At 71.8% G+C, this 12,387-nt stretch carries 11 protein-coding genes; 2 read left to right on the top strand and 9 right to left on the bottom strand.

Going from position 1 to position 12,387, the window contains the following annotated elements; all coding sequences use genetic code 11:
• Positions 1 to 9: 9 nt before the first annotated feature.
• The 6 genes from secF to ruvC all read right to left on the bottom strand — a co-directional run bounded on the left by secF (position 10) and on the right by ruvC (position 5,793).
• The gene (secF, locus tag AB0I21_RS47105; protein WP_360570929.1) at positions 10 to 1,143 is read right to left on the bottom strand and encodes a protein translocase subunit SecF; all 1,134 of its coding nucleotides are present in this window, start codon (positions 1,141 to 1,143) and stop codon (positions 10 to 12) included.
• A 2-nt stretch (positions 1,144 to 1,145) separates the two neighbouring features.
• Positions 1,146 to 2,996, bottom strand: coding sequence for a protein translocase subunit SecD (gene secD / locus AB0I21_RS47100; protein WP_360570927.1), 1,851 nt, complete (start codon positions 2,994 to 2,996; stop codon positions 1,146 to 1,148).
• An 85-nt stretch (positions 2,997 to 3,081) separates the two neighbouring features.
• Positions 3,082 to 3,459 carry a preprotein translocase subunit YajC gene (gene yajC / locus AB0I21_RS47095; RefSeq protein ID WP_360570982.1) on the bottom strand — a complete coding sequence of 126 codons (378 nt, stop codon included), beginning with the start codon at positions 3,457 to 3,459 and terminating at the stop codon, positions 3,082 to 3,084.
• A gap of 152 nt (positions 3,460 to 3,611) precedes the next feature.
• Positions 3,612 to 4,679, bottom strand: a complete 1,068-nt coding sequence (gene ruvB, locus AB0I21_RS47090) for a Holliday junction branch migration DNA helicase RuvB (RefSeq protein WP_360570925.1) — start codon at positions 4,677 to 4,679, stop codon at positions 3,612 to 3,614.
• Positions 4,676 to 5,284: a Holliday junction branch migration protein RuvA gene (ruvA, locus tag AB0I21_RS47085; RefSeq protein WP_344503540.1), complete on the bottom strand. Its 609-nt coding sequence runs from the start codon at positions 5,282 to 5,284 to the stop codon at positions 4,676 to 4,678. Before ruvA ends, ruvB begins: the two co-directional genes overlap by 4 nt.
• Positions 5,281 to 5,793: a crossover junction endodeoxyribonuclease RuvC gene (gene ruvC, locus AB0I21_RS47080; protein WP_360570923.1), complete on the bottom strand. Its 513-nt coding sequence runs from the start codon at positions 5,791 to 5,793 to the stop codon at positions 5,281 to 5,283. The genes ruvA and ruvC overlap by 4 nt, the downstream gene beginning before the upstream one ends.
• A gap of 141 nt (positions 5,794 to 5,934) precedes the next feature.
• Here ruvC and AB0I21_RS47075 point away from each other — a divergent pair, with 141 nt between their 5' ends.
• Together AB0I21_RS47075 and AB0I21_RS47070 are read left to right on the top strand one after the other, a co-directional pair.
• Positions 5,935 to 6,726 (top strand): 3-hydroxybutyrate dehydrogenase, encoded by a 792-nt coding sequence (locus AB0I21_RS47075; RefSeq protein ID WP_344503538.1) that lies wholly within the window; start codon positions 5,935 to 5,937, stop codon positions 6,724 to 6,726.
• Between the two features lie 18 nt (positions 6,727 to 6,744).
• Positions 6,745 to 8,640: a helix-turn-helix domain-containing protein gene (locus tag AB0I21_RS47070; protein ID WP_360570980.1), complete on the top strand. Its 1,896-nt coding sequence runs from the start codon at positions 6,745 to 6,747 to the stop codon at positions 8,638 to 8,640.
• Between the two features lie 278 nt (positions 8,641 to 8,918).
• Here the strand turns inward: AB0I21_RS47070 and AB0I21_RS47065 are convergent, their stop codons facing one another.
• The 3 genes from AB0I21_RS47065 to AB0I21_RS47055 form a co-directional block, all read right to left on the bottom strand.
• On the bottom strand, positions 8,919 to 9,536 hold the full coding sequence (locus AB0I21_RS47065; RefSeq protein WP_344503536.1) for a TetR/AcrR family transcriptional regulator: 618 nt from the start codon (positions 9,534 to 9,536) through the stop codon (positions 8,919 to 8,921).
• A gap of 58 nt (positions 9,537 to 9,594) precedes the next feature.
• Positions 9,595 to 11,181, bottom strand: coding sequence for an MFS transporter (locus AB0I21_RS47060; protein ID WP_360570921.1), 1,587 nt, complete (start codon positions 11,179 to 11,181; stop codon positions 9,595 to 9,597).
• 124 nt (positions 11,182 to 11,305) lie between these two features.
• Positions 11,306 to 12,265, bottom strand: coding sequence for a branched-chain amino acid ABC transporter permease (locus tag AB0I21_RS47055; protein ID WP_360570919.1), 960 nt, complete (start codon positions 12,263 to 12,265; stop codon positions 11,306 to 11,308).
• Positions 12,266 to 12,387: the final 122 nt, after the last annotated feature.

Genomic DNA, 12,387 nt, shown 5'->3' with positions numbered 1-12,387 from the left:
ATTGAGGGTTCAGCGACGCCCGGAGGCGCCGGGCCGTCCGCCGGCCCGAGGCCGCCTGGCCTGCGGCCGGCTGCCCGGGCGGGGTGCCGCGCCGGCGAGCTCGGAACGCTCCCCGGACTTGGTCAGCGGCACGCCGTCGCTGTCGACGACGGGCGCCTGGGTGGCCTGCTTGGCGAGCGCCGCCCGGCGGTTCGCCACGCGGGACTCGTGCGCCTGCAGCCGCGGCTCGCGGACCTTCAGCTCCGCCAGGACCGGCGTGGCGAAGAAGATCGACGAGTAGACGGCGACGCCCATACCGATGAACAGCACCAGGCCGAGGTCCTTCAGGGTGCCCGCGCCGAGGAGGCCGGCACCGATGAAGAGCAGGCCGCCGACCGGCAGCAGCGCGACCAGACCGGTGTTGATGGAGCGCATCAGCGTCTGGTTCACCGCCAGGTTGGCGGCCTCGCTGTAGGTGCTGTTGTTGTTGCCCGTGATGCCGCGGGTGTTCTCCTGCACCTTGTCGAACACCACGACGACGTCGTACAGCGCGAAACCGAGAATGGTGAGGAAGCCGATGACCGTCGACGGGGTGACCTCGAAGCCGACGAGCGAGTAGACGCCGCCGGTGAGGACGAGGTCGAGCAGCAGCGAGCCGAGCGCCGCCACGGCCATCCGCCACTCGAAGCGGAAGACCAGGTAGGCCGTCACCAGCGCCAGGAAGATCACGAGGCTCACCAGGGCCTTGTCGGTGACCTGGTCACCCCACGAGGTGCTGACGGCGCTGTCGCTGATCTGGGTCGCGTCGATGTTGAAGTGGTCGGCGACCTTGTCCTTGATCTCGGTCTGCCGGGCCGCGTCGTTGATCAGCTCGGTCTTGATGACGTACTGCGTGTCACCGACCGTCTGGCCCGTCTTGACCTCGACGCCGGCGTCGCCGAACGCCTTCTCGACCTCGTCGAGCGTGCCGACGCTGACCGGGACGTTGTACTGGTTGCCACCCTCGAACTCGATGCCGAGCGTGAAGCCCCGGAACACCATGCTGGCGATCGCGATCAGCAGGGCGATGCCGGCGACGGTGAACCAGAGGCGCCGGCGACCGACGACGTTGACGTTGGCTTCACCACGGTAGAGCCGGGCTGCGATGCCACCTTTGCCGCTCATCGTCAGACCTCCTTCGGGCGGTTACGACGGGGGGCGGAGGACGCCACACCAGTGCTCGGACGCTGCTCGACGATCCGGCCGAGGCCGGAGACCCGCGGCGACAAGAACGCCTTGCTGCGCGCGAACATCGTCATGATCGGATGGCGGAACAGGAACACGACGACGAGGTCGAGGATGGTCGCGACGCCCAGGGCGAACGCGAAGCCGCGGACCGAGCCGATCGAGAAGAAGTACAGCACCGCGGCGGCGAGCAGGGTGATCGCGTTGGCCGAGATGATCGTGCGGCGGGCCCGGGTCCAGGCGCGCGGGACGGCGCTGCGTGGGCTGCGACCCTCCCGGATCTCGTCCTTCAACCGTTCGAAGTAGATGACGAACGAGTCGGCGGCGACACCCAGTGACACGATGAAGCCGGCGAACCCGGCGAGCGTCAGGGTGAAGCCCATCGTGCGGCCCAGGATGATCAGCGCCATGTAGACCATCGCGCCGGACAGCACGAGGCTGAGCGTGATGACCAGGCCGAGCAGCCGGTAGTAGAAGAACGAGTAGAGCACGACCAGGCCGAGGCCGATGCCGGCGGCGAGGACGCCCGCCTCCAGGTGCGAGCTGCCCAGGGTGGCGGAGATGCTCTGCGCGTCCTGCGGGGTGAACGACAGCGGGAGCGCGCCGTACTGCAGCTGGTTGGCCAGCAGTTCGGTGTCACGCTTGGTGAACTGGCCGGTGATCCGCGCGTCGCCGGGGATGACGCTCTCGATGACCGGCGCCGAGACGACCTGGTTGTCGAGCACGACCGCGACCTGCTTGCTGTCGGTGCCGTTGTTGTACGCCTCGCGGGTCAGCTCGGTCCACCGGTTCTGGCCGCCGCCGGTGAAGGAGATCGTGACGATCCACTTGCCGTTGGTCGAGTCGATGGAGGAGTCGGCGTTGTCCACGTCGGTGCCGAGCACCTTGGCGACGTCGAGGTTGTACTTGACGCCGGGCTGGCAGGCGACCGCGGGCTGCTTCTCGTCGCGGATCGAGCCGACCGGGCGCTTGTCGAGCTGGGCGCAGGTGACGGTCGGGATGTTGTACTGCATCGCCGGCGGCAGGACCGCGACCTCTTCGGGGGTCAGGGTCTTGAACGGCGCGTAGAGCTGAGCCTTCGCCGGGTCGGCGGACAGGTCGACCGGCGCGGTCTCGGCCATGGCGGCGGCCCAGACGGACTCGCCGAGCTTCTTCTGCACCGCCGCGCGCTGCTGGGCGACGTCCGCCGCCACCGGGGGCGCGGACGAGGCCGGCGCCGAGGCCGGGTCCGACGCGGGGGCGGAGGTCGCCGGCGCGGAGGACGGCGCGGACGCCGAGCCCGACGGCTTGGCGCTGGCCGACCCGGACGCCGACGGGGTCCCCGAAGGAGCCGCCGACGTGGAGGGCGAGGTGGAGGGCGACGCCGAGGCCGACGCCGACGGGTCTGCGCCGCCGACGTCCTGCGTCGAGCCGAGCACCTTGCGGAAGCGCAGCTCGGCGGTCTGGCCGATCTGCTTCAACCGGTCGTCGCTCTTGCCGGGCAGGGAGACGACGATGTTGGTGTCGCCCTCGACGACAACCTCGGCCTCGGAGACACCGAGGCCGTTGACCCGGCTGTCGATGATGTCCTTGGCCGTCGCCATCTGCTGCTTCGTGGGCGGCTTGCCGTTGTCGGTCTTCGCCTGCAGCGTGACCGTGGTCCCGCCGATGAGGTCGAGGCCGAGGTTAGGCTCAAGCCGGTTGCGCCAGCCGCCGTCACCGCCGAACCACACCCAGATGGCGAGCAGAACGAAGATGGTGCCGAGCACACCGAGCTGACGGCCCGGGTGCATCGGTGCCTGAGGTTGTGCCACGGCTGTCGGGTCTCCCTGCACTAACGCCGGCGGGGTGCGCGGCGTGCTTGTTCGTCGTGGTGGTGGCGGTAGCTCAGCCGATCGCTCAGTCGATCGACTTCGGCGTCGAGCCCGGTGCCGGCTCGTCGGCCTCCTCGGTCTCGGCCTCGGTCACGTCCTCGTCGACGGCGGCGGCCTTCTGGTTCACCTTGCCGATCGCGGCCTTGGCGTATCTGGCGGTGACGCCGGGCGCGATCTCCAGCAGGACAGTCTCGTCGTCGATCTCACGAATCGTGCCATACAGGCCACCAACCGTGACGATCTCGTCGCCGACCCCCATCGAGGACTGCATGTTCTGCACTTCCCGGCGGCGGCGCTGCTGCGGGCGGATCATCATGAAGTAGAGCAGGACGAAGGCCCCGACGATCAGCAGCAGACTGGGAAAGCCGCTGCCCCCTGAACCCTGCGCCTCGGCGAACAGCACGATCATGCCTTCCGGTCGGCTCGGAACCCAGTTGCCTGGGTGGACCGAGCGAAGTATGAAGTCCGCGCGGCGGACCGCGGCGAGTCTAGTCGGTGTGTCGCAAGACACGCAGACCGGCGTCTATCACGGTCCGATCACGACAGCTAGGGACGCTACGGCTCCAAGCTGAAAAGATCGGGCAATTGTGGCGATGTTCCCCCTGCGTGGCTCCCGCCACCGACGGTACCAGCGGGAACCGGGAGCCCGAGATGGCGCCATGCACTCGGCGTCGCCACTCGCCCACGCGGAGTACGCGCGAGCAGGCCCGTCCGTAGCAGGAAAGGTTCACAGACCTCTTCGACGGTGTCGGGTTGCTCACCAACGGCCACGGCGATCGTGGACAGCCCGACCGGTCCCCCGCCCTGCCGGATCAGCGCGTGCAGCACCGCGCGGTCCAGGCGGTCCAGGCCGAGCTCGTCGACGTCGTACACGGCCAGGGCCGCCTTGGCCGCGGCGAGGTCGACCACGCCGGTCCCCCGCACCTCCGCGTAGTCGCGGACGCGGCGCAGCAGCCGGTTGGCGATGCGGGGCGTGCCGCGCGACCGCCGGCCGATCTCGACCGAGCCCTCGTCGGTGATCGGCACGTCCAGGATCCGCGCCGACCGGGCGATGATGAGCTCCAGCTCGTCCGGGTCGTAGAACTCCAGCTGGCCGACGAAGCCGAAGCGGTCCCGCATCGGGCCGGTGAGCAGACCGCTGCGGGTCGTCGCGCCGACCAGCGTGAAGGGCTCGACGTCGAGCGGGATCGCGGTCGCGCCCGGCCCCTTGCCGACCACGACGTCGACGCGGAAGTCCTCCATGGCGCTGTACAGCAGCTCCTCGGCGGGCTTCGCGATCCGGTGGATCTCGTCGATGAACAGCACGTCACCCTCGGACAGGCTGGTCAGCACCGCGGCGAGGTCGCCGGCGCGCTCGATCGCCGGGCCGCTGGTCATCCGCAGGCCGGCCGACAGCTCGGCGGCGACGATCATGGCGAGGGTGGTCTTGCCCAGGCCGGGCGGGCCGGACAGCAGGATGTGGTCCGGCGGGCTGCCACGCCGCAGCGCGCTCTGCAGCAGCAGGTCCAGCTGCTCGCGGACCCGGTGCTGGCCGATCAGCTCCGCGAGCCGCTTCGGGCGCACGCTCTGCTCGGCGGCCCGGTCCTCCGGCGAGGAGTACGCGCTGACGAGGGGATCGGTCACCGGATGGTGCCCAGCATGCGGATCGCCTGCTTCAGCAGCACCGGCACCGGCGGGACGGTGCCGCCGTCGAGCTGCTCGGCCACGGCGGCGACGGCCTGGTCGGCCTGGCCGGCGGTCCAGCCGAGCCCGACGAGCGCCTGGCGGACCTGCTCGGCCCACGCCGCGCCCGCGCCGACCCCGACCAGCGCCGCACCGTCGCCGGGCAGCGCGCCGATCTTGTCGCGCAGCTCCAGCACGAGCCGCTCCGCGCCCTTCTTGCCGATGCCCGGCACCCGGGTCAGCGTCGACGTGTCGTTGCCGGCGATGGCCCGGCGCACCACCTCGGGGGTGTGCACCGCGAGGACCGCCTGCGCCAGGCGCGGCCCCACCCCGGACGCGGTCTGCAGCAGCTCGAACAGCTGCTTGGCGTCGTCGTCGGCGAAGCCGTACAGGGTCAGGGAGTCCTCCCGCACGACCAGCGACGTCGCCAGCCGGGCCTCGTCACCGACGCGGAGGTCCGCGATGGTGTGCGGCGAGCACAGCACGGCCAGGCCCACCCCGCCGACCTCGATCACGGCCCCGTCCGGCGACACGGCGGCGACCCGCCCCCGCACACTCGCGATCATCGTGCTCTCCTCAGCGCCGCCTGGATGCGGTCCTTGGTGCCGCCCCTCCAGACATGACAGATTGCCAGAGCCAGGGCGTCGGCGGCGTCGGCGGGCCGGGGCGCGGCCGTCAGCCGCAGCAGCCGGGTCACCATCGCGGTGACCTGTGCCTTGTCCGCCGACCCGTTGCCGCTCACCGCGGCCTTGACCTCGCTCGGCGTGTAGGTCTGCACCGGCAGCCCGGCCCGCGCGGCGACGAGGATCGCGACCGCGCCCGCCTGCGCCGTGCCCATGACGGTGCGCACGTTGTGCTGGCTGAACACCCGCTCCACGGCGACGGACTCGGGCCGGTGCTCGGCGACCAGCGCGGTCAGCCGCTCGTCGAGGTTCAGCAGCCGGTGCGCCAGGTCGGTGTCCGGGTCGCTGGTGACCACCTCGTAGTGCACCAGCTTGCACGGCCGCCCCGGCACGCCCTCGACCACGCCGACCCCGCAGCGGGTCAGCCCCGGGTCGACCCCCAGCACCCGCACCGGCACCCCCCTCAAACGTGTGTTCGACACACTAGCCCACCCACCGCTCGTACCGGCGACAGGACACACACACCGAGTGCCCCGAAGGTATGTGGGCGGACCCCATGGGACGCACGCGCGAAGGCTCGTACGTTTCCCGCCATGACGACGCCACATCCCGTTTCGCCGCACCAGGTGGTCGCCCTGGACCTGCGCGGCCGGACCGCACTGGTGACCGGCGCGGGCAGCGGCATCGGCCGGGGCGTCGCCGTGCGCCTCGCCGCGGCCGGCGCGAAGGTGGTCGCCGTCGACCGCGACGCGGACGGCATCAAGCCGCTCGCCGACCTCGGTCTCACGCCGGTGACCGCGGACCTGTCCGACCTGGACGAGGCCGAGTCGCTCCTGGCCGAGCACTGGGACGTCGACGTGCTGGTCAACAACGCCGGCCTGCAGCACGTGGCGCCGCTGGAGGACTTCCCGCCGGAGCGGTTCGCCTACATCCAGGCCGTCATGGTCGAGGCGCCGTTCCGCCTCACCCGCCGGGTCCTGCCCCACATGTACCGCACCGGCTGGGGGCGGGTCGTCAACATCTCCTCCGTCCACGGGCTGCGCTCCTCGCCGTTCAAGGCCGCGTACGTGACGGCCAAGCACGCCCTCGAAGGCCTGTCCAAGACGGTCGCGCTCGAAGGCGCCCCGCACGGCGTCACGAGCAACTGCATCAACCCGTCCTACGTGCGCACCCCGCTCGTCGAGGGCCAGATCGCCGCCCAGGCCGCCACGCACGGCATCGACGAGACCGAGGTCGTCGAGAAGATCATGCTCACCAGCGCGGCGATCAAGCGGCTCATCGAGCCCTCGGAGGTCGCCGAGCTCGTCGCGTACCTCTGCTCCGACGCCGCGGGGTTCATCACCGGCACGTCCGTCGCCATCGACGGCGGCTGGACCGCCCACTAGCACAATGGGGGTGTGACGATGCTGGAGTACCTGGAGCTGCTCGCGCGGGAGGCCGCAGCGGTCGAGTTCGAGGGCCCGCTCGTCGCCGCCCGCAACGCGGGCCTCCCACCCGACCGCCTCGCCGAGCTGGAGCAGGCCAAGGTCGTCGCCCTGCGCGTCCGGGCCCTCCTGGAGCGCCGGCGGCGCCGCGAGGAGGAGCTCTCCGGCCTCTTCGACACCGCCAGCGACCTCGCCGGGCTCCGTGACGTCGACGCCGTCCTCGCCGCCATCGTCCATCGCGCCCGGACCCTGCTCGGCGCCGACGTGGCGTACATGACGCTCAACGACGAACAGCACGGCGACACCTACATGCGGGTCACCGACGGCTCCATCTCCGCGAAGTTCCAGGCCCTGCGCCTGCCGATGGGCGCGGGCCTCGGCGGCCTCGTGGCGCAGACCGGCAGCCCGTACGTGACGGCCAACTACCCCGAGGACGCCCGCTTCCGGCACACCGGAGACATCGACGCCGGCGTCGGCGAGGAGGGGCTCGTCGCGATCCTGGGCGTGCCGCTGCGGCTCGGCTCCCGCATCATCGGCGTCCTGTACGCCGCGAACCGCTCCGCCCGCCCGTTCGCCCGCGAAGAGGTGTCGCTGCTCGTCTCCCTCGCCGCGAACGCCGCCGTCGCCATCGACACCGCCCGCCTCCTCGGCGAGACCCAGGCCGCCCTCGAGGAGCTGTCGGCCGCCAACGGCACGATCCGCGCCCACAGCGACTCCGTCGAGCGGGCCGCCGCCGCCCACGACCGCATGACGGCCCTCGTGCTGCGGGGCGCCGGCGTCGAGGACATCGCCGAGGTCGTCACCGAGGTGCTGGGCGGTGCGCTGCTCGTCCTGGACGCCGACGGCCGACACCAGGCCAGCGTCGGCGAGCTCGACGCCCCTGACGCCAGCGCCATCGCCGAAGCCCTCGCCGCCTCCCGCACCGAGGGGCGCAGCGTCCGGCGGGGACCGCTGTGGCTCGCGGCAGTCGTGGCCGGCGCGGAGAACCTCGGCGCGCTCGTCCTGCGGCCCGACCGCCCCCTCGTCGACGCCGACCAGCGCATCCTGGAGCGCGCCGCCGTCGTCACCGCGCTCCTGCTGCTCTTCCGCCGCACCGTCGCAGAGGCCGAGGGCCGCGTCCGCGGCGAGCTCCTGGACGACGTCATCACCCGCCCCGTCCGCGACGCCGACTCCCTGCGCACCCGCGCCAAGCGCCTCGGCGTCGACCTGGACGCCCCCAACGTCGTCGTCGCCGTCGGCGAGGACGCGCTCGCCGGCGGCCCCATGAACACGGCCCGCCAGCGCGCCATGTCCTGGGCACAGACCTACGCGCAGACCCGCGGCGGCCTCGCCGCCGCCCGCGACGGCCACGTGGTCCTCCTCCTGCCCGGCGAGGCGGCCGGCCCTCTCGCCCGCACCGTCGCCCGCGACCTCGGTAAGGTCCTCGGCCGCCCCGTCACCGCCGGCGCCGGCGGCCCGGCGACCGGCCCCGCGGGCATCGCCGCCGCCTACCGCGACGCCGACCGCTGCGTCATCGCCCTCGCCGCCCTGGGCCGCGCCGGCGCCGGTGCCAGCACCGCCGAGCTGGGCTTCGTCGGCCTCCTGCTGGGCTCCGCCCCCGACGGCCGCGACCGCGACGTCGAAGCCTTCCTGGGCTCCACCATCGGCCCCGTCGTCGACTACGACGTCCGCCGGGGCACCGCGCTGGTCAAGACGCTGGAGGCGTACTTCGGCGTCGGCGGCAGCCTGGCCCGCGCCGCCGAGCTGCTCCACGTCCACGTCAACACCGTGACCCAGCGCCTCGAACGCATCGGCCAGCTCCTGGGCGCCGACTGGCAGAAGCCGGAGCGCGCCCTGGAGGTCCAGCTGGCCCTCCGCCTCCACCGCCTCCGCTGAGGGCTGTAACTCCCCCCACCGCTGCCGCGGCGGGGCCCGGCGGGGATGCTCACCCGCAGCCCCAATGCGCCGCTTCGCGACGCACTGCCCGCGCCGAGGCGCGAGGCAGGCCAAGCGGCGATCCGGCAGCCTCGACGGCGCGTCCAGCGGCAGCCGACGGTCGCAGACGAGGTCGACGCCGGGAAGTGCCGGCGTGCGCCGGGAGCCGTGATCGAGCAGCGGATCCGGCTGCCACGGCGACCGGATCCGCTACTTGAAAAAGGCTGGGTGGAAAACGGTCAGGGGCGGGCGCCGCGGAGAATGGCGTCGACCAGGTGCTCGGCGAAGCCCTCGTCGGGCACGGCGGGGTTCCAGCGCAGCATGTTCTGCGCGATCGCCGGACCCGACAGCATGAGCAGCGTCAGCTCCACGTCCAGGTCGGCGCGCAGCTCGCCGCTCTCGATGCCGCGGCGCAGGACGCCCCGCATCACGTCGCGACGGGGCTCGACGACGCCGGCCTGGTAGACCTTGTGCATCTCCTCGCCCTTGACGAGCTCGGGCAGCAGGCAGGCGGTGACCTTGCCGTAGTGGTGCATGCGCTTGGTGCGCATGCCAGCGATCAGGGCGACCAGGTCGTCGCGGACCGACACGCCCGCGGGCTCCGGGACGGGGCCCTTCATCGTGGTGACGGCGTCGATGAGGAGAGCTTCCTTGTTGGGCCAGCGGCGGTAGATCGTCGCCTTGCCCACGCCCGCCTTCGCCGCGACCGCCTCGATGGACAGCGCGTCGGCGCTCTGGCCCGCGCTGAGCAGGTCCAGGACCGCCTCGATGATGGCCTCGTCCGCGCGGGCGCTGCGGGGCCGGCCGGGACCCTTGCGGTCCTGGTCGGCCACCGCATCCACGCTCGCCGTCGTCATGGCTTCCATTGTTACCGAGTTCTCACACGGAAGCCATCAACGGCCGGCTCAAAGGACATCACACGTCCACCAGCTCGACACCCTGCTCCTCGGCGAGGCCTTCCGCGGTCGTGGGCGCGGGGGCCGAGGCCGGGCGCTTGCCGGGCAGGAAGGCGAACGCGACGGCCGCACCGAGGACCGCGAAGATCGCGGAGCCGATCGCCGAGTAGTGCATCGCGGTGATGAAGGCGTCGTTGGCGTGCTGGATCAGCGCCGGCCCCGCGGGCCCGACGTGCGGCGCGACACCGTACGCACCGGAGATCGACTCGTCGGCCACGTGCTTCGCCGCGGCCGGCAGGCCGGTCGTGGAGGACTCGACACCGCTGCGGTAGTAGGAGCTGATGACCGCGCCGAGAGCGGCCACGCCGAGGGCACCGCCGACCTGGCGGATGGTGTTGCTGACGGCCGATCCGACGCCGGCCTTCTCCCGGGGCAACGCGGCCATGATGGCCTCGGTGGCGGGCGGCATCACGTTGGCCATGCCGACGCCCATGATGAAGAACAGGGCACCGACGACCCAGATCGGCGTCGAGGCACCGATGAAGATCCAGCCGGCCAGGCCGAGCGAGACGAGGAGCAGGCCGGTGGTGCTGACCGCCTTGGGGCCGAAGCGCTTGACCATCGCTGCGCTGCGCGGGGCGAAGACGAGCTGGCCGAGCGCGAAGGGCACGAAGAGCGCGCCGGAGGCGAGCGGGCCGTAGCCGCGCACCAGCTGCAGGTAGAAGGCGCTGGTGAACATGGCGCCCATCGCGGCGAAGAAGACCAGGCCGATCATCGCGGTGGAGGCGGAGAACTGGCGGTTGGCGAAGAGCTTCACGTCCAGCGACGGGAACTCGATGCTCCGCTCGTAGAGCACGAACGCGGCGAGGACGGCGGCCGAGGCGGCCAGGGTGCCCCAGGACTTGAGCTCGCCGAAGCCGGACTCGCCGCCTTCGATCACACCGTACGTGAGCAGCGTCAGGCCGATGATGGACAGGACCACGCCGACGATGTCGATGCGCCCGGGGCGCGGGTCCCGAGACTCGGGGATGAGGACGCTGACGAGGATCACGCCGACGACGACGATCGGGACGTTGATCAGGAAGACCGAGCCCCACCAGAAGTGCTCGAGCAGCAGGCCGCCGACGATCGGGCCGATCGCGACGCCGAGGCCGACGGCGCCGGCCCAGACGCCGATCGCCTTGGCCCGCTCACGCGGGTCGAAGACGTTGGCGATGATCGAGAGGGTCGAGGGCATGACCGCCGCGGCGCCGAGGCCCATGAGGGCGCGGGCCCAGATCAGCTGGGCGGGCGAGTCCGCGTAGGCGGAGACGAGCGACGCGATGCCGAAGAGCACGAGCCCGACGGTGAGCGTGATCCGCCGGCCGAGCCGGTCGGCGAGGATGCCGGCGGTGAAGAGCAGGCCGGCGAAGACCAGGGTGTAGGAGTTGATCGACCACTCCAGCTCGCTCTGGGTCGCGCCCAGGCCGTGCACGGGGTCGGCGATCGTGCGCATGGCGACGTTGAGGACGGTGTTGTCCAGCACGACGACGAGCAGGCTGATGACGAGCACGCCGAGGATGGCCCAGCGGCGGGGATGTCCGGTGTTGGGTGTGGCTGCGTCCATGTGGTTCAAGCCCCCAGTGAGCGAACGCGCGATACGATACGGAACAGTTCCGTATCCTCCACCAAGCTAGGGCAAGGCGAAGCGATACGGAACCGTCTCGTATCAGAATGTGCGGGCGATCACACTAGGGAACAAAACGGCGGACCAGTGCCACGGCGGATCCCCACAGGCCGCGCCGGAAGAGCAGCACGACGAGCACGAAGATGCCCCCGGTGACCAGGCCGATCAGCGTGAAGCCCGCCTGCGACAGCTGGTCCTCCAGGTTCACGACCAGGGCCGCGCCGACCACCCCGCCCCACAGCGTGCCGATGCCGCCGAGCACGACGAGCACCACGCCCTTGCCCGAGGTCGTCCAGTGCACGACGTCGAGGGAGACGAAGCCGTGCGCGACCGCGAAGAGCCCGCCGCCGAGCCCGGCGACGAACGCCGACAGGACGAAGACGAGGAGCTTGTACCGGTGGGCCGGGTAGCCGAGCGCGCGGGCCCGGGCCGGGTTGTCCCGGATCGCGACCAGCACCCGGCCGAACGGCGAGTGCACGATCCGCCACGCGAGCAGCAGCCCGAGCACGGCGAGGGGCAGCGCCGCGTAGTAGAAGTAGTACGGGTCCGACAGGTCGAGCCCGAACAGCTCCCGCGGCACGCTCTGCAGCCCGTTCTCGCCGCCGGTCACCGACGACCACTCGTTGGCCACGAAGTACACCATCTGCGCGAAGGCCAGAGTCACCATCGCGAAGTAGATCCCGGAGCGCTTCACGGCGAGGTAGCCGATCGGCACCGCGAGGGCGGCCGCGGCGAGGGCGCCGCCGAGCACGGCGACGGGGAAGGGCACGCCCGCCCGCGCCGCGATGATCCCGGCGGTGTACGCCGAGGTCCCCCAGAAGGCCGCGTGCCCGAAGGACAGCAGCCCGCCGTACCCCAGCAGCAGATCGATCGCGACGGCGAAGAGCGCCCAGCACAGCATGTCCACCGCGACCGCCGGATAGAGCCCGTTGGGCAGCCAGAGCGCCACCAGCGCTCCGACCAGCACGAGCGCCCAACCGACCCAGCGGGGCGTGCGGACCCGCTGCAGGATCAGTGAGGTCATGCCGTCACCTCCGCTGCGCTCCGGCGCCGGCCTGCCCCGACCGCGGGCTGCAGTCCTACGACGAGATCTACGCCGACACGCGGCTGTGGGTGCAGCGGGAGTGGCTCGACTACATCGTCCCG

The sequence above is a fragment of the Dactylosporangium sp. NPDC050588 genome, from assembly GCF_040654975.1.
In the GTDB taxonomy this organism is placed as follows: Bacteria; Actinomycetota; Actinomycetes; order Mycobacteriales; family Micromonosporaceae; genus Dactylosporangium; species Dactylosporangium maewongense.
This window is presented reverse-complemented; position numbering and strand designations above follow the sequence as displayed.